General features: G+C 52.3%; 20 protein-coding genes and 1 pseudogene. 7 read left to right on the top strand and 14 right to left on the bottom strand.

The genetic code is table 11. The features are described from left to right. Window positions 1-5: 5 nt before the first annotated feature. Window positions 6-1,154, bottom strand: coding sequence for an N-acetylglucosamine-6-phosphate deacetylase (gene nagA / locus D9738_RS11610; protein ID WP_130260226.1), 1,149 nt, complete (start codon window positions 1,152-1,154; stop codon window positions 6-8). Window positions 1,155-1,215: 61 nt separating this feature from the next. Then, the gene (gene nagB / locus D9738_RS11605; RefSeq protein WP_130260225.1) at window positions 1,216-2,016 is read right to left on the bottom strand and encodes a glucosamine-6-phosphate deaminase; all 801 of its coding nucleotides are present in this window, start codon (window positions 2,014-2,016) and stop codon (window positions 1,216-1,218) included. Between the two features lie 333 nt (window positions 2,017-2,349). Here nagB and nagE point away from each other — a divergent pair, with 333 nt between their 5' ends. From nagE to chiQ, 4 genes are all read left to right on the top strand, one after another. Continuing rightward, window positions 2,350-4,296, top strand: a complete 1,947-nt coding sequence (gene nagE / locus D9738_RS11600) for a PTS N-acetyl glucosamine transporter subunit IIABC (RefSeq protein ID WP_130260224.1) — start codon at window positions 2,350-2,352, stop codon at window positions 4,294-4,296. A 268-nt stretch (window positions 4,297-4,564) separates the two neighbouring features. Beyond that, on the top strand, window positions 4,565-6,229 hold the full coding sequence (gene glnS, locus D9738_RS11595) for a glutamine--tRNA ligase (RefSeq protein WP_130260223.1): 1,665 nt from the start codon (window positions 4,565-4,567) through the stop codon (window positions 6,227-6,229). A 448-nt stretch (window positions 6,230-6,677) separates the two neighbouring features. Beyond that, on the top strand, window positions 6,678-8,084 hold the full coding sequence (gene chiP / locus D9738_RS11590) for a chitoporin (protein ID WP_130215036.1): 1,407 nt from the start codon (window positions 6,678-6,680) through the stop codon (window positions 8,082-8,084). Between the two features lie 49 nt (window positions 8,085-8,133). Continuing rightward, window positions 8,134-8,460, top strand: a complete 327-nt coding sequence (gene chiQ / locus D9738_RS11585) for a ChiQ/YbfN family lipoprotein (protein WP_000733594.1) — start codon at window positions 8,134-8,136, stop codon at window positions 8,458-8,460. An 83-nt stretch (window positions 8,461-8,543) separates the two neighbouring features. Here the strand turns inward: chiQ and fur are convergent, their stop codons facing one another. The 5 genes from fur to ybfF form a co-directional block, all read right to left on the bottom strand. Next, window positions 8,544-8,990, bottom strand: coding sequence for a ferric iron uptake transcriptional regulator (fur, locus tag D9738_RS11580; protein ID WP_000131706.1), 447 nt, complete (start codon window positions 8,988-8,990; stop codon window positions 8,544-8,546). Then, window positions 8,983-9,069, bottom strand: a complete 87-nt coding sequence (gene uof, locus D9738_RS11575; RefSeq protein WP_010380762.1) for a fur leader peptide — start codon at window positions 9,067-9,069, stop codon at window positions 8,983-8,985. The genes fur and uof overlap by 8 nt, the downstream gene beginning before the upstream one ends. 209 nt (window positions 9,070-9,278) lie before the next feature. Further along, window positions 9,279-9,809 (bottom strand): flavodoxin FldA, encoded by a 531-nt coding sequence (gene fldA, locus D9738_RS11570; protein WP_010346538.1) that lies wholly within the window; start codon window positions 9,807-9,809, stop codon window positions 9,279-9,281. Between the two features lie 139 nt (window positions 9,810-9,948). After that, window positions 9,949-10,242, bottom strand: a complete 294-nt coding sequence (gene ybfE, locus D9738_RS11565) for a LexA regulated protein (protein ID WP_064528940.1) — start codon at window positions 10,240-10,242, stop codon at window positions 9,949-9,951. A 139-nt stretch (window positions 10,243-10,381) separates the two neighbouring features. After that, the gene (ybfF, locus tag D9738_RS11560; RefSeq protein ID WP_130260222.1) at window positions 10,382-11,146 is read right to left on the bottom strand and encodes an esterase; all 765 of its coding nucleotides are present in this window, start codon (window positions 11,144-11,146) and stop codon (window positions 10,382-10,384) included. A 184-nt stretch (window positions 11,147-11,330) separates the two neighbouring features. On the opposite strand from ybfF, the gene seqA reads away from it, so the two are divergent. Both seqA and pgm read left to right on the top strand, forming a co-directional pair. Further along, window positions 11,331-11,876 carry a replication initiation negative regulator SeqA gene (gene seqA / locus D9738_RS11555; RefSeq protein WP_130260221.1) on the top strand — a complete coding sequence of 182 codons (546 nt, stop codon included), beginning with the start codon at window positions 11,331-11,333 and terminating at the stop codon, window positions 11,874-11,876. 28 nt (window positions 11,877-11,904) lie between these two features. Next, a complete protein-coding gene (pgm, locus tag D9738_RS11550) occupies window positions 11,905-13,545 on the top strand; it encodes a phosphoglucomutase (alpha-D-glucose-1,6-bisphosphate-dependent) (RefSeq protein WP_130260220.1) in 1,641 nt (546 codons plus the stop codon). Between the two features lie 54 nt (window positions 13,546-13,599). Here pgm and D9738_RS25425 read toward each other — a convergent pair. The 7 genes and pseudogenes from D9738_RS25425 to kdpF form a co-directional block, all read right to left on the bottom strand. Continuing rightward, a pseudogene (locus D9738_RS25425) lies at window positions 13,600-13,707 on the bottom strand (hypothetical protein); the annotation flags it as partial. 2 nt (window positions 13,708-13,709) lie between these two features. Then, on the bottom strand, window positions 13,710-14,387 hold the full coding sequence (kdpE, locus tag D9738_RS11545) for a two-component system response regulator KdpE (protein ID WP_130209834.1): 678 nt from the start codon (window positions 14,385-14,387) through the stop codon (window positions 13,710-13,712). Continuing rightward, complete coding sequence (gene kdpD / locus D9738_RS11540; protein WP_130260219.1) at window positions 14,384-17,068, bottom strand: two-component system sensor histidine kinase KdpD; 2,685 nt, start codon at window positions 17,066-17,068, stop codon at window positions 14,384-14,386. The genes kdpE and kdpD overlap by 4 nt, the downstream gene beginning before the upstream one ends. Then, on the bottom strand, window positions 17,061-17,633 hold the full coding sequence (gene kdpC / locus D9738_RS11535) for a K(+)-transporting ATPase subunit C (RefSeq protein ID WP_130260218.1): 573 nt from the start codon (window positions 17,631-17,633) through the stop codon (window positions 17,061-17,063). Before kdpC ends, kdpD begins: the two co-directional genes overlap by 8 nt. A gap of 8 nt (window positions 17,634-17,641) precedes the next feature. Further along, window positions 17,642-19,690 (bottom strand): potassium-transporting ATPase subunit KdpB, encoded by a 2,049-nt coding sequence (gene kdpB, locus D9738_RS11530; protein ID WP_130260217.1) that lies wholly within the window; start codon window positions 19,688-19,690, stop codon window positions 17,642-17,644. A gap of 22 nt (window positions 19,691-19,712) precedes the next feature. After that, window positions 19,713-21,386, bottom strand: coding sequence for a potassium-transporting ATPase subunit KdpA (gene kdpA / locus D9738_RS11525; protein ID WP_130260216.1), 1,674 nt, complete (start codon window positions 21,384-21,386; stop codon window positions 19,713-19,715). Next, window positions 21,386-21,475, bottom strand: a complete 90-nt coding sequence (kdpF, locus tag D9738_RS11520; protein ID WP_001365534.1) for a K(+)-transporting ATPase subunit F — start codon at window positions 21,473-21,475, stop codon at window positions 21,386-21,388. Before kdpF ends, kdpA begins: the two co-directional genes overlap by 1 nt. 312 nt (window positions 21,476-21,787) lie before the next feature. Here kdpF and D9738_RS11515 point away from each other — a divergent pair, with 312 nt between their 5' ends. Then, window positions 21,788-21,994 carry a YbfA family protein gene (locus D9738_RS11515; protein ID WP_000424924.1) on the top strand — a complete coding sequence of 69 codons (207 nt, stop codon included), beginning with the start codon at window positions 21,788-21,790 and terminating at the stop codon, window positions 21,992-21,994. Window positions 21,995-22,256: the final 262 nt, after the last annotated feature.

Genomic DNA, 22,256 nt, shown 5'->3' with positions numbered 1-22,256 from the left:
TTCTCTTATTGGGTTACGACCTCGTTACCGTTAACGATGGTCCTGGTGATTTTAAAATCAGGTGTGAATGCGGTCAGGTTGGCCACTTTACCTGCGGCGAGCGTGCCGAGACGTTTTTCAACGCCAATCGCACGAGCCGGATAGAGCGTTGCCATACGCAGCACTTCATCCAGTGCGATACCGCAATGTTCAACCAGATTACGCACGCCTTCAATCATGGTTAAGGATGAACCACTTAACGTACCATTCTCATCCACACAAAGTCCGTTGCGGTAGTATATTGTTTTACCCGCAAAAATGAACTGTTCAATGTTGGCCCCGGCTGGCGCGGTGGCGTCGGTAACCAGACACAGTTTGTCGCCTTTCAGACGCTTGGCGTTGCGAATGTTAGCGTAATCAACATGCAGGCCATCAGCGATAATACCGCAATAAATGTCAGCTTCGTCGAGGATCGCGCCCGCCAGGCCCGGTTCACGGCCCGTAATATACGGCATCGCGTTGTACAGATGGGTGGCAAAGGTAATCCCCGCGCGGAAACCGGCTTTCGCTTCTTTCAACGTTGCATTGGAGTGACCGGCAGACACCACAATCCCGGCATTTGCCAGTTTGCTGATCACTTCTGCTGGAACCATTTCCGGTGCCAGCGTCACTTTGGTAATGACATCGGCATTTTCACACAGGAAATCGACCAGCGCGGCATCAGGTTTGCGCACAAAATTCGGATTATGGGTGCCTTTTTTTACCAGATTCAGCCACGGGCCTTCCAGGTGTAAACCTAATGCCTGATTCGGATGTTTTGCCAGGTACTCACGCATCACGCGAACGCCCTGTTTCATCAGGTCATCGCTGGTGGTGATAAGCGTCGGCAAATAGTTAGTGCAGCCTGATTTCTCATTGGCTTTCTGCATGATTTCCAGCGTTTCCACGCTGACCGCTTCAGCGGTATCGTTGAACTGCACGCCGCCGCAGCCGTTTAACTGCACATCGATAAAACCGGGGGAGAGAATGGCCCCGTTCAGTGAACGTTGTTCAATCTCTGGCGGCAGTTCCGCTATTGGGCAGACGCTTTTAATCAGGCCATCAGCGATAACAACTGCATGGTCATCAAGAAATTCATGACCGGTAAAGATCCGGCCCTGGGTTAATGCATACATTCCGACCCCCGATTTCAAAAATAATAATGCCCTGAGCAAGGCGTCAGGGCAGGGATAACAATTACAGACCTTTGATATTTTCTGCTTCTAATTCGTTGAAATATCTTAAAGTCTTAACTTTCAGCTCCATGGTGGAAGGTTCATCGCACACCATGATGGCTTTCGGATGCAGTTGCAGACAGCTGATGGTCCACATGTGGTTAACGCAACCTTCAACGGCAGCCTGCAGTGCCAGTGCTTTCTGGCTGCCCAGCACCAGAATCATCACTTCTTCGGCATCCAGCAGTGTACCCACACCTACGGTCAGCGCATATTTTGGCACCTGATTAACATCGTTATCAAAGAAACGAGAGTTTGCGACGCGAGTGTCATGTGTCAGGGTTTTGATACGGGTGCGAGAGGCAAGAGAAGAGGCCGGTTCGTTAAATGCGATATGACCGTCGTTACCTACACCGCCCATAAACAGGTGGATTTTACCGTAAGATCGGATTTTTTCTTCATATTGGCGGCATTCGGCGTCGATATCCGGGGCATTACCGTTGAGAAGGTTGATATTTTCTACTGGAATATCAACGTGATCGAAGAAGTTACGGTGCATAAAACTGTAGTAGCTTTCCGGATGCTCTTTCGGCAGACCGACATATTCGTCCATGTTGAAGGTGACAACGTGCTTAAAGCTGACCTGGCCTGCTTTATGCATTTCGACTAACGCCTTGTAAGTGGTCATCGGCGTGCCGCCAGTCGGCAGGCCAAGCACAAACGGACGATCGGCTGTCGGTTTGAACGCATTAATACGATTAACGATATGGCGAGCAGCCCATTTGCCGACCTGTTCAGCGGTAGTCAGGGGGATCAGTCTCATTATTCACCTCAAGTAAGTAAAAAGTAAGCCGTTGGCGGATTAGGCATCTTTAAGCGTAACCTGGATTTGCGCAGACAGGCGTCAATCCGACCTGATTTTTTGAATGATAAAATAAGTTTTCTGATTTAGCCAGTAAATGGGAGTGGTGATAACGATATTTGGTGACAAAACTCACAAAAGGCACGCTTTTAATTTGCGATACGAATTAAATTTTCACAAACTCTGAGGTAGATTATCTAATAATCTGAACTCAGACCATCGGCAGTAAAAACGGTAGCAAAATAAAAAAACGGCTTTAAACAAGCCAAATAGGGGTTTCATAGGGGGAATAAGATGAATATTTTAGGTTTTTTCCAGCGACTCGGTAGGGCGTTACAGCTCCCTATCGCGGTGCTGCCGGTGGCGGCACTGTTGCTGCGATTCGGCCAGCCAGATTTACTTAATGTTGCGTTTATTGCCCAGGCAGGTGGCGCGATTTTTGATAACCTGGCGTTGATCTTTGCGATCGGCGTGGCCTCCAGCTGGTCCAAAGACAGTGCAGGTGCAGCTGCGTTGGCGGGTGCGGTTGGTTACTTTGTGTTAACTAAAGCGATGGTGACCATCAACCCAGAAATTAACATGGGGGTTCTGGCAGGTATCATTACCGGTCTGGTCGGTGGTGCAGTCTATAACCGTTGGTCTGATATTAAACTGCCGGACTTCCTGAGCTTCTTCGGCGGCAAACGTTTTGTGCCGATCGCCACCGGCTTCTTCTGCCTGGTGCTGGCAGCCATTTTTGGTTACGTCTGGCCGCCGGTACAGCACGCTATCCATGCAGGCGGCGAGTGGATCGTTTCTGCGGGCGCGCTGGGTTCCGGTATCTTTGGTTTCATCAACCGTCTGCTGATCCCAACCGGTCTGCATCAGGTACTGAACACCATCGCCTGGTTCCAGATTGGTGAATTCACCAACGCTGCGGGTACGGTTTTCCACGGCGACATCAACCGCTTCTATGCCGGTGACGGCACTGCGGGGATGTTCATGTCCGGCTTCTTCCCGATCATGATGTTCGGTCTGCCGGGTGCGGCGCTGGCGATGTACTTCGCAGCACCGAAAGAGCGTCGCCCGATGGTTGGCGGGATGCTGCTTTCTGTTGCTATCACCGCGTTCCTGACCGGTGTGACTGAGCCGCTGGAATTCCTGTTTATGTTCCTTGCTCCTCTGCTGTACCTCCTGCACGCACTGCTGACGGGTATCAGTCTGTTTGTGGCAACGTTGCTGGGGATCCACGCGGGCTTCTCCTTCTCTGCGGGCGCTATCGACTACGCGTTGATGTACAACCTGCCAGCAGCCAGCCAGAACGTCTGGATGCTGTTGGTGATGGGCGTTGTTTTCTTCGCTATCTACTTTGTGGTGTTCAGTGCGGTTATCCGTATGTTCAACCTGAAAACGCCAGGTCGTGAAGATAAAGATGACGAGATCGTTACTGAAGAAGCGAACAGCAATACCGAAGAAGGCTTAACTCAACTGGCAACCAACTATATTGCTGCGGTTGGCGGTAGTGACAACCTGAAAGCGATTGACGCCTGTATTACTCGTCTGCGCTTGACTGTGGCTGACTCTGCTCGTGTCAACGATGCGATGTGTAAACGTCTGGGTGCTTCTGGGGTGGTGAAACTGAACAAACAGACCATCCAGGTGATTGTCGGCGCGAAAGCAGAATCCATCGGCGATGCGATGAAGAAAGTCGTTGCTCGTGGCCCGGTAGCCGCTGCTTCTGCTGAAGCTGCACCGGCAACTGCCGCTCCGGTAGCGAAACCGCAGGCTGTACCAAACGCAGTGTCTATCGCTGAGCTGGTATCGCCAATTACCGGTGATGTTGTCGCACTGGATCAGGTGCCAGACGAAGCGTTCGCCAGCAAAGCTGTGGGCGACGGTGTGGCGGTGAAACCGACGGATAAAATCGTTGTATCACCAGCGGCGGGAACCATCGTGAAAATCTTCAACACCAACCACGCGTTCTGCCTTGAAACTGAAAAGGGCGCAGAGATCGTCGTCCACATGGGTATCGACACCGTAGCGCTGGAAGGTAAAGGCTTTAAACGTCTGGTGGAAGAGGGCGCGCAGGTAAGCGCAGGGCAACCGATTCTGGAAATGGATCTGGATTACCTGAACGCTAACGCCCGCTCGATGATTAGCCCGGTGGTTTGCAGCAATATCGACGATTTCAGCGGCTTGATCATTAAAGCTCAGGGCCATGTTGTGGCGGGTCAAACACCGCTGTATGAAATCAAAAAGTAATCTGCTTTATGCCTGATGCGACGTTTGACGCGTCTTATCAGGCCTACAAAAGCGCTGTGTAGGTTGGATAAGACGCATAAGCGTCGCATCCAACAATGACTTCTGACTGGTAAAAGCGGCGGATACCATCTTCGCCGCTTTTTTTTTCATCAACTATCCCCATAATCTCTGTTAGATTTTTCGATTTTCTCTAACTAACAGTTGTCAGCCTGTCCCGCTTATAAGATCATACGCCGTTATACGTTGTTTACGCTTTGAGGAATCCACGATGAGTGAGGCAGAAGCCCGCCCGACTAACTTTATTCGTCAGATCATCGATGAAGATCTGGCCAGTGGTAAGCACACCACAGTACACACCCGTTTCCCGCCGGAGCCGAATGGCTATCTGCATATTGGCCATGCGAAATCTATCTGCCTGAACTTCGGGATCGCCCAGGACTATAAAGGCCAGTGCAACCTGCGTTTCGACGACACTAACCCGGTAAAAGAAGATATTGAGTACGTCGAGTCGATCAAAAACGACGTTGAGTGGTTAGGTTTTCACTGGTCTGGTAACGTCCGTTACTCCTCCGATTATTTTGATCAGCTCCACGCCTATGCGATCGAACTGATCAATAAAGGCCTGGCGTACGTTGATGAACTGACGCCGGAACAGATCCGCGAATACCGTGGCACCCTGACACAGCCGGGTAAAAACAGCCCGTACCGCGACCGCAGCGTTGAAGAGAACCTGGCGCTGTTCGAGAAAATGCGTACCGGCGGTTTTGAAGAAGGTAAAGCCTGCCTGCGTGCGAAAATCGACATGGCGTCGCCGTTTATCGTGATGCGCGATCCGGTGCTGTACCGCATTAAGTTTGCTGAACACCACCAGACCGGCAACAAGTGGTGCATCTACCCGATGTACGACTTCACCCACTGCATCAGCGATGCGCTGGAAGGCATTACGCACTCTCTGTGTACGCTGGAGTTCCAGGATAACCGTCGTCTGTACGACTGGGTACTGGACAACATCACCATTCCTGTTCATCCGCGCCAGTACGAATTCTCGCGCCTGAATCTGGAATACACCGTGATGTCCAAGCGTAAGCTGAACCAACTGGTCACCGACAAGCACGTAGAAGGTTGGGATGATCCACGTATGCCGACCATTTCCGGTCTGCGTCGTCGTGGTTACACTGCGGCTTCTATTCGTGAGTTCTGTAAACGCATTGGCGTGACCAAGCAGGACAACACCATTGAGATGGCGTCGCTGGAATCCTGCATTCGTGAAGACCTCAACGAGAACGCGCCGCGTGCAATGGCAGTTATCGATCCGGTGAAACTGGTTATCGAAAACTATCAGGGCGAAGGCGAAATGGTCACCATGCCGAACCATCCGAATAAACCGGAAATGGGCAGCCGTCAGGTACCGTTTAGCGGTGAGATTTGGATCGATCGCGCCGATTTCCGCGAAGAAGCTAACAAGCAGTACAAACGTCTGGTGCTGGGTAAAGAAGTGCGTCTGCGTAATGCTTACGTGATTAAAGCGGAACGCGTGGAGAAAGATGCCGAAGGCAATATCACCACCATCTTCTGTACTTATGACGCCGACACCTTAAGCAAAGATCCGGCTGATGGTCGTAAAGTCAAAGGCGTTATTCACTGGGTAAGCGCGGCACATGCGCTGCCGGTTGAAATCCGCCTGTACGATCGTCTGTTCAGTGTACCGAATCCCGGCGCTGCGGATGATTTCCTGTCGGTGATTAACCAGGATTCTCTGGTCATCAAACAGGGCTTTGCTGAACCGTCTCTGAAAGATGCGGTGGCAGGTAAAGCATTCCAGTTTGAGCGTGAAGGCTACTTCTGCCTCGACAGCCGCCATTCCACAGCGGAAAAACCGGTATTTAACCGCACCGTTGGGCTGCGTGATACCTGGGCGAAAGTAGGCGAGTAATTTTAAGTTCTACCAGGCCGGGTGAGGCGTTCACACCGCATCCGGCAAGAAACATGCAAACAATCCAAAACGCCGCGTTCAGCGGCGTTTTTTTCTGCTTTTCTTCGCGAATTAATTTCGCTTCGCAATCTATTCATGCAACAAATTTAAAATCACAAATTATAATTAATTTAAATATAACCGCTTTCATCTTACTGGAAAGCCACATATTTTTTCTTCTACCCGCTCGCCTGGTACACATTTAAACCTTGTAACAAAAATCATCAAAATATGTGCGGTTGCTCATGTTCTTACATTCTCGTTACAGAAAGAGATTGATAATTCGCGTCGCGAAAAATAGTCTATTCCTGTAGTCAGCGAGATTTTTCTCAACGCTACTTTTTTAATTTTTATTTTTTTCGCTGTTCACCTGTGGTGCAGCAATTTATACGTCAAAGAGGATTAACCCATGCGTACGTTTAGTGGCAAACGTAGTACGCTGGCGCTGGCTATCGCCGGTGTTACAGCAATGTCGGGCCTGGTGGCAATGCCGGAGGCTCGCGCCGAAGGATTCATCGACGATTCAACCTTAACCGGCGGTATCTATTACTGGCAGCGTGAACGCGACCGTAAAGATGTTACCGACGGCGACAAATACAAAACCAACCTTTCTCACTCCACCTGGAATGCCAACCTCGATTTTCAGTCCGGTTATGCTGCTGATATGTTCGGCCTTGATATTGCCGCGTTTACGGCGATTGAAATGGCGGAAAACGGCGACAGCTCACACCCGAACGAAATCGCGTTTTCGAAAAGTAATAAAGCCTATGACGAAGACTGGTCCGGCGATAAAAGCGGTATAAGCCTGTATAAAGCAGCGGCCAAATTTAAATACGGTCCTGTGTGGGCGAGGGCAGGTTACATTCAGCCAACTGGTCAAACGCTGTTAGCGCCGCACTGGAGCTTTATGCCGGGTACCTATCAGGGCGCGGAAGCCGGGGCCAATTTTGATTACGGCGATGCTGGTGCGTTGAGTTTCTCCTACATGTGGACCAACGAATACAAAGCGCCGTGGCATCTGGAAATGGATGAGTTTTATCAGAACGATAAGACCACTAAAGTTGATTATCTGCACTCCATCGGTGCGAAATACGACTTCAAAAATAACTTCGTGCTGGAAGCGGCGTTTGGTCAGGCGGAAGGGTATATCGATCAGTATTTTGCCAAAGCCAGCTATAAATTTGATATCGCCGGTAGCCCGCTAACCGCCAGCTACCAGTTCTACGGTACGCGCGATAAAGTTGACGATCGTAGCGTCAACGATCTTTATGATGGCACCGCCTGGCTGCAAGCGTTGACCTTTGGTTACCGGGCGGCTGACGTGGTGGATTTGCGTCTGGAAGGCACCTGGGTTAAAGCTGACGGTCAGCAGGGATACTTCCTGCAACGTATGACGCCAACCTACGCTTCCTCGAACGGTCGCCTGGATATCTGGTGGGATAACCGTTCTGACTTTAACGCCAACGGCGAAAAAGCGGTCTTCTTCGGCGCGATGTATGACCTGAAAAACTGGAATCTTCCAGGCTTCGCCATCGGCGCTTCCTACGTTTATGCATGGGATGCTAAACCTGCGACCTGGCAGAGCAACCCGGATGCGTACTACGACAAGAACCGGACTATTGAAGAGTCTGCATACAGCCTGGATGCGGTCTACACCATTCAGGACGGTCGTGCCAAGGGCACGATGTTCAAACTGCACTTCACCGAATACGACAACCACTCCGACATCCCAAGCTGGGGCGGCGGTTACGGTAACATCTTCCAGGATGAGCGCGACGTGAAATTCATGGTAATCGCACCATTCACCATCTTCTGATGCCCGACGCGGCAGGTTTTGTGCCTGCCGCACATTTGAGGAATTCGCTATGAAAAAACTGATTCTCATCGCCATGATGGCATCGGGGCTGGTGGCTTGTGCGCAATCAACCGCGCCACAGGAAGACAGTCGTCTGAAAGAGGCGTACAGCGCCTGTATCAATACCGCGCAAGGTTCGCCGGAAAAAATTGAAGCCTGTCAGAGCGTGTTAAACGTGCTGAAGAAAGAGAAACAACATCAGCAATTTGCCGAGCAGGAAAGTGTCCGCGTGCTGGATTATCAGCAGTGCATCCAGGCAACGCAAACCGGTAATGACCAGGCAGTGAAAGCCGATTGTGATAAGGTCTGGCAGGAAATTCGCAGTAATAACAAATAAGTGAGGGCTGTAACTCTCGCTTTTCTTATTTCCCTTGTATAAAAAAGCCAACCCGCAGGTTGGCTTTTTTCGTTCAGGCTGGCTTATTTGCCTTCGTGCGCGTGCTCATCTTCGCGGCAATCGCCTTCGGCACAGTGACCGTAAAGATAGAGACTATGGTTAGTCAGGCGAATGCCATGCTTCGCGGCAATTTCACGCTGACGCGCTTCGATAGATTCATCACTAAATTCGATAACCTTTCCGCAGTCGAGGCAGATCAGATGATCGTGGTGATGTTGTTGAGTCAGTTCAAATACGGATTTACCGCCTTCAAAATTGTGGCGGGTGACGATACCGGCGTCGTCAAACTGGTTCAGTACACGATATACCGTAGCCAGACCAATTTCTTCACCCATATCGATCAGACGTTTGTATAAATCTTCCGCACTGACGTGATGGTTGTCCGGCTCCTGAAGAACTTCCAGGATTTTTAAGCGAGGAAGCGTTACTTTCAGGCCAGCTTTCTTTAGGGCGGTATTGTTATCAGTCATGCGGAATCTGTCCTGTTACTAAGCGGTTCACTTCATTAAAAGAAGTGACAGAATTTGCTCTTGAGATAATGCGTATCATTATAGATTTGCCATGCCTAAATGAAAACTACAAGTCCCTGGCAAATATTGTTAATAAAAACGTGGCTTAGCTTACATTTACATCGGTAAGGCCACTTCAATACTGGAACATTGTACAGGTACTACGGCAAAAGTTACAAATTTGTAGCAATTATTTTGATTGGCATTATCTATTAATACGGCGTAGACATGAGTCTACGCCGCAGTACATCAGGCATTGATAATTTCGTCGAGATGCAGTTCTTCAGAAATTTGTTTTACCCATTTTTCTACACGTTCGGCGGTCAGTTCTGGCTGACGGTCTTCGTCGATAGCCAGGCCGACAAAGTGGTCATCATCCGCCAGACCTTTTGATGCTTCGAAATGATAGCCCGCAGTTGGCCAGTGACCGACGATGGTCGCGCCGCGCGGTTCAATAATGTCACGAATGGTGCCTAAGGCGTCGCAGAAATATTCTGCGTAATCTTCCTGGTCGCCACAGCCAAACAGCGCAACCAGTTTACCATTGAAATCAATCTCTTCGAGAGTCGGGAAGAAGTCGTCCCAGTCACACTGTGCTTCGCCATAGTACCAGGTTGGGATGCCCAGCAGAAGAATGTCATAAGCTTCCAGATCTTCTTTGCTGCTTTTTGCAATGTCATGGACATCGGCAACGTCTTTACCAAGCTGTTTTTGAATCATTTTTGCGATATTTTCGGTATTACCGGTGTCGCTGCCGAAAAAGATGCCAGTGATAGCCATGAGTGAAATAACCTCTTGAAACTTATTGAAATGGGGGTGGCAAATTGCCCACGGATAAAGGCAATCATAGCAGAACAGGCAGTCTTGCGGAATCAGCAAACGAGCAGGACTGCACACTGTGCTACACGAAAGTGGATATTTAAACGATGCCCTGATTACGCAGCGCCGCCAGTTGCTGCATCAATATCTCTTCGATCAGTTCGCTACGGCTCATATTGCGCGACTCCGCCAGCTCGTTCAGCGCCTCGACAGCTTCCGCGTTCAGCTTCAGTTCGACACGCTTAAGGCCACGTACTTTGTCGCGTTTTAGCTGGTTGCGTTTATTAATACGCAGCTGTTCATCGCGCGAAAGCGGATTGGTTTTCGGTCGTCCCGGTCGACGCTCGTGCGCGAACAGATCTAATGTCGTACGGTCCGTTTGTTCTTTGGCCATGATCTTGGTGACTTCGGGGGAAACAATCAGCCAGGCGCCTGCCCGGATGGATAGCCCGCCATAATACAACAGCGTGAGGAATCTCGCCAACGCCCACGCGCGGAATGCCGCGCGGACGCTGGGTTTTTAATCAGTTGCGTTAATCATTAAGATAGCGACGGATAGCCCGCAGCACAGCATCCGGTTTTTCTGCGTGTACCCAATGCCCCGCGCCTGCAATGACATGCGCCCGTGCTTGTGGGAATTGTGCCAGCAAATCATCACGATACTGTTCAGTAACATACGGGGAATTGCCGCCAGGAATAAACAGAGCAGGGTGGTTCCATGCCGGAATCTTCTCCCAGCCAACAATATGTGGATACTGATCCCATAATACTGGCACGTTAAAACGCCACTCACCGTCAACAAAAGATTTCAGCAGGAATTGAATCACGCCCTCTTCATTAATATATTGGCGCATCACTACAGCGGCCTGTTGGCGCGTTTGCGCGTCGGATCCACTGACCGCGTTGATAGCTGCGAAAATTTCATCATGACGGCGTACGTGATAGTCCACCGGCGCGATATCGATCGCTACCAGTTTCTCGATGCGATCGGGCGCCAACGCGGTCAGTGCCATCACAGCTTTACCACCCATTGAGTGACCAATAAATGTCGCCTTATCGATCTGCAGCGCATTCAGAGTATCAACAAGATCCTGGGCCATCGCCGGGTAATTCATGTGTGGATCTCGTGGCGAAAGTCCGTGGTTACGCATATCAACCAGGATGATATTGTGATCGTTTACCAGGTCGCGCGCCAGCACGCCGAGGTTGTCAAGGCTACCAAACAACCCGTGGACGAGGACGATGGGAGAATTATTATGCTGATTTTGTGCAGATTGCGCGCGGATATTCAATTTCATGGCAAAGTTCTTTTTTTCGTGTAGTTGGGTTAGGGTATTATGTTGACCATTGTGCCACAGGGCTGCAACAAATAAGGTTTAATCCGATTTTTTCTGCAAGCCAGGCTTGACGCTATCCGCTGCCGGGATTTATTCATATACTCCTGGCGACTTGTATTCAGCTAAGACACCGCACTGGATTAAGATGAAAACGATTGAAGTTGATGATGAACTCTACAGCTATATTGCCAGCCACACTAAGCATATCGGCGAGAGCGCATCCGACATTTTACGGCGTATGTTGAAGTTTTCCGCCGCATCACAGCCTGTTGCTCCGGTGACGAAAGAGGTTCGCATTGCGTCACCTGCTATCGTCGAAGCGAAGCCGATCAAAACGGTGAAAGACAAAGTGCGCGCGATGCGTGAACTTTTGCTTTCCGATGAATACGCAGAGCAAAAGCGAGCGGTCAATCGCTTTATGCTGCTGTTGTCTACACTATATTCTCTTGACGCCCAGGCGTTTGCCGAGGCAACGGAATCGTTGCACGGCCGCACGCGCGTTTACTTTGCAGCAGATGAACAGACGCTGCTGAAAAATGGTAATCAGACCAAGCCGAAGCATGTGCCAGGCACGCCGTATTGGGTGATCACCAACACTAACACTGGCCGTAAATGCAGCATGATTGAACACATCATGCAGTCGATGCAATTCCCGGTGGAATTGATTGAAAAGGTTTGCGGGACAATTTAAAACAACGTTGCAGATAAAGGACAAAGCAATGGCAATCCACAATCGTGCAGGCCAACCTGCACAGCAGAGTGATTTGATAAACGTCGCCCAACTGACGGCGCAATATTATGTACTGAAACCAGAAGCAGGGAATGCGGAGCACGCGGTGAAATTCGGTACTTCCGGTCACCGTGGCAGTGCAGCGCGCCATAGCTTTAACGAGCCGCATATTCTGGCTATTGCTCAGGCGATTGCCGAAGAACGGGCGAAAAACGGCATCACTGGCCCTTGCTATGTGGGTAAAGATACTCACGCCCTGTCCGAACCTGCGTTTATTTCTGTACTGGAAGTGCTGGCAGCGAACGGGGTAGACGTTATTGTGCAGGAAAACAATGGCTTCACTCCAACACCGGCCGTCTCTAATGCCATTCTGGTTCACAATAAAAAAGGTGGACCGCTGGCAGATGGTATCGTGATTACGCCGTCCCATAACCCGCCGGAAGACGGTGGTATCAAGTACAACCCGCCAAATGGTGGTCCGGCAGATACCAACGTCACTAAAGTGGTGGAAGACAGGGCCAACGCGCTGATGGCCGATGGCCTGAAAGGCGTGAAGCGTATCTCCCTCGACGAAGCGATGGCATCTGGTCATGTGAAAGAGCAAGATCTTGTGCAACCGTTCGTAGAAGGTCTGGCCGATATCGTTGATATGGCAGCGATTCAGAAAGCTGGCCTGACGCTGGGTGTTGATCCGTTGGGCGGTTCCGGTATCGAATACTGGAAGCGCATTGGCGAGTATTACAACCTCAACCTGACCATTGTTAACGATCAGGTCGATCAAACCTTCCGCTTTATGCACCTCGATAAAGACGGCGCAATCCGTATGGACTGTTCCTCCGAGTGTGCGATGGCGGGCCTGCTGGCGCTGCGTGATAAGTTTGATCTGGCGTTTGCCAATGACCCGGATTATGACCGTCACGGTATCGTCACTCCGGCTGGTTTGATGAACCCGAACCACTACCTGGCGGTGGCGATCAACTACCTGTTCCAACATCGTCCGCAGTGGGCCAAAGATGTTGCCGTCGGTAAAACGCTGGTTTCATCTGCGATGATCGACCGTGTGGTCAATGACTTGGGCCGTAAGCTGGTAGAAGTGCCGGTAGGTTTCAAATGGTTTGTTGATGGTCTGTTTGATGGCAGCTTCGGCTTTGGCGGCGAAGAGAGTGCAGGCGCTTCCTTCCTGCGTTTCGACGGCACGCCGTGGTCCACCGATAAAGACGGCATCATTATGTGTCTGCTGGCGGCGGAAATCACTGCTGTCACCGGTAAGAACCCGCAGGAACACTACAACGAATTGGCAAAACGCTTTGGTGCGCCGAGCTACAACCGTTTGCAGGCAGCTGCGACTTCCGCACAAAAAGCGGCATTGTCTAAGCTGTCTCCGGAAATGGTGAGCGCCAGCACCCTGGCAGGCGACCCGATCACAGCGCGCCTGACCGCAGCGCCTGGCAACGGTGCTTCTATCGGCGGCCTGAAAGTGATGACTGACAACGGCTGGTTCGCCGCGCGTCCGTCAGGTACGGAAGACGCATACAAGATCTACTGCGAAAGCTTCCTCGGTGAAGAACATCGCAAGCAGATCGAGAAAGAAGCGGTTGAGATTGTTAGCGAAGTTCTGAAAAACGCGTAATCACATTAAATAAGAAAAAGGGCGGTCGGAAGATCGCCCTTTTTTACTTATGACTGCCTGATGCGCTACGCTTATCAGGCCTACGCGGATGGTACAATGTATTGAATTTGCGCGATTTTGTAGGCCATATAAAGCGTTTACGCCGCATCCGGCAATTCAGACCCCTAAAGCATAAACCGATACCCAATCCCGGTTTCAGTAATGAAATGGCGGGGGCGAGCGGGATCCTGTTCCAGTTTTTGTCGCAGATGTCCCATATAAATACGCAAATAGTGGCTGTGTTCGACCGCGTTTGGTCCCCATACCTGGTTGAGTAACTGGCGCTGGGTGAGCACTTTTCCGGCATTGTTGAGCAGCACGGCCAGCAGACGGAACTCAATAGGCGTGAGATGTACTTCTTCCTCACCACGGTGAATCACGCGGGCGGCTAAATCGACGGTAACATCGGAAAATTTCACCACTGGCTCGGGCGCGGTGGTAGCTGAGTGGCGGCGTAACGCGACGCGCAGACGGGCCTGCAATTCGCCAATGCCAAACGGCTTACTCAGATAATCATCCGCTCCGGCATCCAGCGCGGCGATTTTGTCGCTCTCTTCGCTACGTGCGGAAAGCACAATCACCGGCACCGCGCTCCACTGGCGCAGGTCGCGGATAAACTCAATTCCATCGCCATCGGGCAGGCCGAGATCGAGAATAATCAAATCTGGCTTACGAGTCGCCGCTTCCAGCAGCCCCCGTTGCAGCGTTTCGGCTTCAAAGACGCGCATACCGTCGCCCTCCAGCGCCGTGCGCAGAAAGCGACGAATAGCCTGTTCATCTTCAACAATCAGAACGTTTGTCACATATCCTCATGAAATTCTTCAAGTTCAGGGGCAGTTTGCTGGGGAAGTGTAACACGAAAACAAGCACCACCTTCCGGTCGGTTGAACGCGGTAATGGTGCCGCCGTGTACATCCACAATCGCCCGACAAATTGCCAGTCCAAGCCCTACACCTGGTACCGCCGACTCTTTATTCCCGCGAGCAAACTTATCGAAAATCGTCTGCTCCTGGCCTGGTGGAAGACCGGGGCCGTTATCCCAGACATCCAGTTGTAGATTTTCGCCCTCAACGTGGGCATCGATACCAATTTCGGCCTGCGCACCCGCGTATTTCACCGCGTTCTCCAGCAGATTAATCAGCACCCGTTCAAAGAGTGGCCCGTCAACGTGGATTAAGGTCAGCGGTTCTGGCAGAGAAAGATTGATGGGCGACGATAAACCTGGTTCCAGCATTTGCAGCGCACTGCCGACCACTTCTTCCAGCGTTAACCACTCTTTCTTCAAATTAAAGCCGCCGGACTGAATTCGCGCCATATCCAGTAGATTATTCACCAGTCGGGTAGTGTTCAGCACATGCTGACGAATTTCGCTGGCCTGGCGGGCGTGAGGCGATCCTTCGCTTGCCAGATCGAGCGTTAAGATTTCTGCCTGACCGAACAGCACCGTAAGCGGAGTGCGTAAATCATGCGAAAGCGCCGCCAGCAGGGCGTTGCGGATCTGTTCACGTTCGCTTGCCATCCGCGCCTGTTCTTCGCTGGCGGTCAGCGTCAGCCGCTCAAGGGCATTGGCGACTAACAACGTAAATGTCTCCAGCAGGCGCTGTTGTTCCGGGATCATCAACTGGCGCAGATTCCCCGGTTCCACCACCACCAGTCCGTAGGTTTTCTCGCCGCTTTTTAGCGGCAAAATCTGGTACGGTACGCCGGGTAAAGTGTCAGTACCTGCGCCCGCGGGCAGGCCCTTATCAAAGCTCCATTGCGCGATGGCATCGTCCCACGGCGTCATTCCTTGCGGATGTGTTAACGTCTGCAATTTACCGTTGTCATCGGGCAACAACACCTGACTGCGGGCATGAAACGTGGAGGCAATAAATTGTTCGCTGGTGGCGGCGATGTCCTGCGGACTGCGGCCCACAGCCAGAGCTTTGGACATTTCATATAAGTGCCGTGTGCGTTGCTCGCGGTAACGGGCTACCCGCGCCTGATAACGCACGCCAGCAGTAAGGTTCCCGATCACCAGCCCAACGGTTAACATCACCGCGAAGGTCAGCAGATATTGCACATCAGAGACGGCGAGCGTGCCGCGTGGGGCGATAAAAAAGAGATCAAAACTCACCACATTAATGACGGTGGCAACCACCGAAGGCCAGCGTCCATAAAATAGCGCCACCACCACCACGCCAAGCAGATACAGCATCACCAGGTTGGCGGCATCAAACGTCATCAGCCACTGCATGGCAATTAAGGTGATAACGGCGCATAACGCGGCGGCAACCACGCATCCCTGAATCTGTACCCGCCACTTGTCTTTAAAAGAGCGGCTATCCGGCGCGTTGTTAATCGTTCGGGCACGTGGTTCATCAAGCGCGACCAGCACCTGATCGAGATCGGGGGCGATGCGCGCCAGTCGGTCAGCAAACGTTTCCCGACGCCACCAGCGGCGCGAGGCCGGGCGACCGAGAATAATCTTGCCGAGATTATGTTCACGGGCATAACGCACTACCGCTTTTTCTTCCGCTGGATCAGAGAGTGTTGCCGTCTCTGCGCCCAGCTCCTGCGCCAGACGTAAGGCGCTGAGAATTGCCCGACGTTTTTTCTCCGGTAAGCGGTGCAGGGCAGGGGGTTCAACATACACCGCGTGCCAGACGCTGCCCAGGCGCGACGCCAGCCGCGCCGCCGCGCGGACCAGTTTCTCACTGCCGGTGTTATGTCCGATGCATAAAAGGATCGCGTCGCGCGTGTGCCAGACTTTCTCTTCGCCAGGATGCCCCCTCCAGGCGCGCATTTGTTCATCTACGCGATCGGCAGTACGGCGCAGTGCCAGCTCGCGCAGGGCGATTAGATTGCCTTTGCGGAAAAAATGTTCAATGGCGCGCTCCGCCTGCCCGGCAATATAGACTTTGCCTTCTTTCAGCCGCTGGCGCAGATCGTCCGGGGGCAAGTCCACCAGAACCACGTCGTCGGCGGCATCGAAAAAAGGATCGGGCACGGTTTCCCGTACCTGAATTCCGGTGACGCCGCTGACCACATCGTTCAGGCTTTCCAGATGCTGAACGTTGACGGTAGTGAAAACATCAATGCCCGCTTCCAGCAGCTCTTCAATATCCTGCCAGCGTTTAGGATGACGGGAACCTGGCGCATTACTGTGCGCCAGTTCGTCCATTAAGATCAGCGCCGGACGGCGGGCGAGGGCGGCATCGAGATCAAACTCGCTGATATGCCGCCCACGGTACGCCTGGCGTTTTAACGGCAGAACAGCCAGCCCTTCCAGCATTGCGGCGGTATCTTTCCGCCCGTGGGTTTCTACCACGCCAACCACAATATCCAGCCCTTGCGCCCGCAGTCGCTGGGCTTCTGCCAGCATCGCCCAGGTCTTCCCAACGCCAGCACAGGCACCGAAGAAAACTTTCAGCTTCCCCCGATGCGGCGCGGCAGTTTGTTCCAGCAGACGATCGGGGTCGGGACGTAAGGGTTCGTTATTCATCAAGTTTATCCAGCGCCAGATTGAGTTCGACAATGTTGACGACCGGCTGGCCGATATATTTCACCAGCGGTTGTTGGCTGTATTTTGCGATCAGCTGAGTGAGCTGTTCAACGCTGAGATTACGCGCTTTCGCGATACGTGGGATCTGCCAGGCCGCCGCTTGCGGGGTGATGTTATTGTCCAGCCCGCTTGCCGACGCCGTCACCAGTTCAACCGGAACGTTCGTGCTGGCATCCGGGTTAGCGGCCCGTAATGCAGCAACGCGTGTGGCTATCTGTTTATCCAGCTCCGGGTTACTGACTGCCAGATTGCTCCCGCCAGAAGCCTGTGGATTATAGGGCATTTCTGCCGTTGCCGACGGGCGACCCTGAAAATAGCCGTTGCCGGTAAAATTCTGCCCGATTAATGCCGAGCCACGCACCATATCACCTTCACGGATCAACGAACCGTTGGCCTGCCAGGGAAACCACCATTGCCCCAGCGCGGTGGTCAGCAGCGGGTAAACGCCGCCAGTAATCAATAACAGAAAGATAAATGTCGATAATCCCGGACGTAATCCACGCATGGTAAACCTCACACCAGACCGCAAACGGTCAGCAGTAAATCAATGACTTTGATACCAATAAACGGCACCAGCAGCCCACCCAGACCGTAAATCCATAAGTTACGGCGCAACATGGCAGAAGCGGTAAGCGGTTTATAACTCACGCCTTTTAACGCCAGGGGAATCAAAAAGACGATAATCAAGGCGTTGAAAATGACCGCACTGAGAATGGCGGAGTCGGGCGAATGCAGGCGCATGATATTCAGCGCATTTAACTGCGGATACGTTGCCGCGAACGCCGCCGGAATAATGGCGAAGTATTTCGCCACATCGTTGGCAATGCTGAAGGTGGTCAGCGAGCCACGGGTCATCAGCATCTGTTTGCCAATATGCACCACCTCGATCAACTTGGTCGGGTTAGAGTCGAGATCCACCATATTGCCCGCTTCTTTCGCCGCCTGGGTGCCGGAGTTCATCGCCACCGCGACATCTGCCTGCGCCAGCGCCGGAGCATCGTTGGTGCCGTCGCCGGTCATCGCCACCAAACGGCCTTCCGCCTGATACTGACGGATCAATGCCAGCTTGGCCTCCGGTGTCGCTTCGGCGAGGAAATCATCGACGCCCGCTTCCGCAGCAATGGCGGCGGCAGTCAGACGGTTATCTCCGGTAATCATCACTGTTTTAATGCCCATTTGGCGCAGCTGGGCGAAACGCTCTTTAATGCCGCCTTTGACGATATCTTTCAGCGCAATAACGCCCAGCACACGAGCACCTTCCACCACCACCAGCGGCGTGGCTCCCTGACGCGCAACCTGATCGACTTTTTGATCAACATCGGCAGGGAAGTGACCGCCGTTAGCCTCAACATGGCGGCGAATGGCATCGACAGAACCTTTACGGATCATGCGGTTGTCGATGTTGATCCCGCTCATCCGGCTTTGCGCAGTAAACGGTACAAAGGTGGCATGGAGCGACTGCACATCGCGCTCGCGCAGGTTAAAACGCTGCTTGGCGAGGATCACAATACTGCGGCCTTCCGGCGTTTCATCAGCCAGCGAAGCCAGTTGTGCGGCATCGGCCAGCGTTTTTTCCTCTACGCCCTGCGCGGGGATAAACTCCGATGCCTGACGGTTACCCAGTGTGATGGTGCCGGTTTTATCCAGCAGCAGGACGTCAACGTCACCTGCCGCTTCAACTGCACGTCCGCTGGTGGCAATCACATTCGCGCCCAGCATCCGGCTCATCCCGGCGACGCCGATCGCCGACAGCAGGCCGCCAATAGTCGTTGGGATCAGACAAACCAGCAGCGCCACCAGTACCGTAACACTGACTGCATTACCGCCCCACGCGGAAAACGGCCACAGCGTGGCGGTTGCCAGTAAAAAGACGATAGTCAGGGCAATCAGCAGAATGGTCAGGGCAATCTCGTTCGGCGTTTTACGTCGCTGTGCGCCTTCCACCATCGCGATCATCCGATCCAGAAACGTCTCGCCGGGGTTAACGCTGCACTCAATCACCAGCCAGTCAGAAAGAATACGCGTGCCGCCGGTGACGGAGGCAAAATCACCGCCAGATTCACGGATCACCGGTGCCGATTCCCCGGTGATGGCGCTTTCATCGACCGATGCGCCCCCTTCAATGACTTCACCATCGCAGGGGATAATATCGCCTGCTTCTACTAGCACGATATCGCCTTTACGCAGTTGATCGGCGGGAACTTTGTCCGCCGCAGCGCCATATTTCGGCTCACGCAGCTTGCGGGCAAAGGCAGTTTTTTTCACCCCTTTCAGACTGTTGGCCTGCGCTTTACTGCGGCCTTCAGCCAGCGCCTCGGCGAAATTAGCGAACAGTACGGTGACCCACAGCCAGCCGCTAATTGCCGCGCTAAACAGCGCATTGCCAGGCATCGCGCCGCTTGCCATCGCGATGCTAATACAGGTGGTCAGCAAACTGCCGATCCAGACGATAAACATCACCGGATTGCGCCATTGCGCCTGCGGGTTTAATTTTTTCACCGCTTCTTTCAGCGCCTGAACGACAAGTGTTGGTTCGAATAGCGCCAGTTGTTTACGACTCATATTCAGTGCTCACTCAATATCATCAGGAGAGATATTCCGCCACCGGACCAAGCGCCAGGGCAGGGATAAAGGTCAGTGCGCCAACCAGCAACACGGTGCCGATTAATAGTCCAACAAACAGCGGGCCGTGCGTTGGCAGCGTGCCGGAGCTGGCGGGTTGGCTCTTTTTACTCACCAGCGAACCGGCAATTGCCATCACCGGGATAATCACCCCGAAGCGACCGACAAACATGCACAACGCCAGCAAACAGTTCCAGAACGGAGAGTTGGCGCTTAATCCGGCAAAGGCGCTGCCGTTGTTGTTAGCGGCGGATGACACGGCGTACAGCACTTCGCTAAAACCATGCGGGCCAGGGTTGAGCATGGCGCTACGTCCGGCGTCGGTCATCATTGCCAGCGCCGCGCCCATCAGCACCAGCGTCGGGGTGACCAGAATCGCCAGCGCGGTCAATTTCATCTCGCGTACATCGATTTTTTTACCCAGATATTCCGGTGTACGACCAATCATCAGCCCGGCAATAAACACCGCCAGCAGGACAAACAGCATCATGCCGTAAAGGCCAGAACCGACACCGCCGAATACCACTTCACCAATTTGCATCAACCACATCGGCACCATGCCACCGAGAGCGGTAAACGAATCATGCATCGCAATCACCGCGCCACAGGAAGCCGCCGTAGTCACGACCGCAAACAGGCTACTGACCAGCACGCCGAAACGGCTCTCTTTACCTTCCATATTGATGCTGCTGTCCGCGCCCAGTGCCAGCAGATGCGGATTACCCTGAACTTCTGCCCACATCACCACGCCTACGCAGATAACAAAAATCACCGACATCGCCCACAGCAACATGCGCCCCTGACGGCGATCGCCCGCCACTTCACCAAAGGCAAAGCACAGCGCTGTTGGGATCAAAAAGATCGCCAGCATCTGCACGAAGTTGGTCAGTGCGGTTGGGTTTTCAAACGGATGCGACGAGTTGGCATTAAAGAAGCCACCGCCGTTAGTACCGAGCATCTTGATCGCTTCCTGAGAAGCTACTGGCCCCATGGGTAACAGCTGTTGCGCTCCTTCAATGGTCGTCACGGCCTGATAAGGCTGAAAGTTTTGCAACGCACCTTGTTGAATAAAAAACAGTGCGATCAACAACGCCACAGGGGCTAACACCCATAACGTGATGCGTAGCAGATCGACCCAGGCATTCCCGAGTGTGCTCATGCTCTGGCGGGTAAACGCGCGGATAAGGGCAAAAATCACCGCAATCCCGCTGGCGGCAGAAAGAAAGTTTTGCACCGTTAAGCCCGCCATCTGGCTGAAATAGCTCAACGTGGTTTCACCGCTATAAGATTGCCAGTTGGTGTTAGTGACAAAGCTGACGGCGGTATTCAGCGCCAGATCCCACGACAGCCCCGGCAACTGTTGTGGATTAAGTGGCAGATAGTGCTGGCCGAGCAATATAAAAAACAGCACCGCCAGCCCCAGCATGTTCAGGCCGAGAATGGCAGAGAGATATTGCTTCCAGTTCATCTCACGGTCAGAGACGCCAAGTACACGAAAGAGTACGCGTTCAACGCCCGCTGTACCGGGAAGAGGAATATCATTAATCAGCCGCGCCAGCCCGCTGCCTAAAGGGCGCGCCAGCACCATTAACACCAGTAAAAATGTGGCGATCAGTAAGAACCCTTGCGCAGCCATCAGAACGCCTCCGCATTGATCAGGGCATAAACCAGATAACCCAGTAATAAAAACACCAGCAACACGCCGGCTATCACGCCTGCACTCACAGTGCACCTCCAGTGGCCTAAAAGTGATACCGGAAGGGTAGAATTCTGGCTGCAAAGATTTCGCAAAAATCTGCGGACGGGGTGTAAAAAAAGTATAAAAATGGCAAAAGCCATGACTTAACTAATGATTAGTATTAATTTAACTTTTATGTAACTTAATTACATGTTGAATGTAAATAAACCATCAATAAGCAAAAATAAGTGGTCGGATGAGTAGCAAAATTACACAAAAGGCGGTACTATTTTCATCAGATAAACAAATTCATTTTTCCGGTGCCATTCACCGGGTAGGTACAAAAGGGGGAGAAAAGTATGGAACTCTACAGAGAATATCCTGCATGGCTTATCTTTTTACGCCGTACTTATGCGGTTGCAGCGGGCGTTCTGGCGCTGCCTTTCATGCTTTTCTGGAAAGACCGCGCCCGCTTTTACAGCTACCTGCACCGCGTCTGGTCGAAAACCAGCGATAAACCGGTGTGGATGGATCAGGCCGAAAAGGCAACTGGTGATTTTTATTGATTGTTGAGTTCTGAATACATTGAAAACCGCCAGCGGAAACGCTGGCGGTTTTTTTGTATCAGGAAGATGTTCAGAGGAATATTTAGACACCGTTATACCAATCGAAATATATATTCATGAAATGTATATAAATATTTTCCTAATAGTCGCTATCTGACGGATATCTCACTTAAGTCTTTCTTATAAATCTGTAGGGTTTTGCCTGTCAGCAGACAAATAACCCGATAAAACAAGGATGAGAAATGAGCGGAAAACCGGCGGC

Origin of the sequence: Escherichia sp. E10V5, from assembly GCF_004212315.1 — a bacterium.
Classification (GTDB): domain Bacteria; phylum Pseudomonadota; class Gammaproteobacteria; order Enterobacterales; family Enterobacteriaceae; genus Escherichia.
The sequence above is the reverse complement of the archived record's forward strand: the minus strand, read 5'-3'. Positions and strand labels throughout refer to the sequence as shown.

Coding starts and splice junctions, on each gene's coding strand:
- fldA (WP_010346538.1), bottom strand. CDS start 9,809: ATGGCTATCACTGGCATCTTTTTCGGCAGCGACACCGGTAATACCGAA.
- seqA (WP_130260221.1), top strand. CDS start 11,331: ATGAAAACGATTGAAGTTGATGATGAACTCTACAGCTATATTGCCAGC.
- ybfF (WP_130260222.1), bottom strand. CDS start 11,146: ATGAAATTGAATATCCGCGCGCAATCTGCACAAAATCAGCATAATAAT.
- nagE (WP_130260224.1), top strand. CDS start 2,350: ATGAATATTTTAGGTTTTTTCCAGCGACTCGGTAGGGCGTTACAGCTC.
- ybfE (WP_064528940.1), bottom strand. CDS start 10,242: ATGGCCAAAGAACAAACGGACCGTACGACATTAGATCTGTTCGCGCAC.
- nagB (WP_130260225.1), bottom strand. CDS start 2,016: ATGAGACTGATCCCCCTGACTACCGCTGAACAGGTCGGCAAATGGGCT.
- fur (WP_000131706.1), bottom strand. CDS start 8,990: ATGACTGATAACAATACCGCCCTAAAGAAAGCTGGCCTGAAAGTAACG.
- uof (WP_010380762.1), bottom strand. CDS start 9,069: ATGATACGCATTATCTCAAGAGCAAATTCTGTCACTTCTTTTAATGAA.
- kdpD (WP_130260219.1), bottom strand. CDS start 17,068: ATGAATAACGAACCCTTACGTCCCGACCCCGATCGTCTGCTGGAACAA.
- chiP (WP_130215036.1), top strand. CDS start 6,678: ATGCGTACGTTTAGTGGCAAACGTAGTACGCTGGCGCTGGCTATCGCC.
- kdpC (WP_130260218.1), bottom strand. CDS start 17,633: ATGCGTGGATTACGTCCGGGATTATCGACATTTATCTTTCTGTTATTG.
- pgm (WP_130260220.1), top strand. CDS start 11,905: ATGGCAATCCACAATCGTGCAGGCCAACCTGCACAGCAGAGTGATTTG.
- kdpA (WP_130260216.1), bottom strand. CDS start 21,386: ATGGCTGCGCAAGGGTTCTTACTGATCGCCACATTTTTACTGGTGTTA.
- kdpB (WP_130260217.1), bottom strand. CDS start 19,690: ATGAGTCGTAAACAACTGGCGCTATTCGAACCAACACTTGTCGTTCAG.
- chiQ (WP_000733594.1), top strand. CDS start 8,134: ATGAAAAAACTGATTCTCATCGCCATGATGGCATCGGGGCTGGTGGCT.
- D9738_RS11515 (WP_000424924.1), top strand. CDS start 21,788: ATGGAACTCTACAGAGAATATCCTGCATGGCTTATCTTTTTACGCCGT.
- glnS (WP_130260223.1), top strand. CDS start 4,565: ATGAGTGAGGCAGAAGCCCGCCCGACTAACTTTATTCGTCAGATCATC.
- nagA (WP_130260226.1), bottom strand. CDS start 1,154: ATGTATGCATTAACCCAGGGCCGGATCTTTACCGGTCATGAATTTCTT.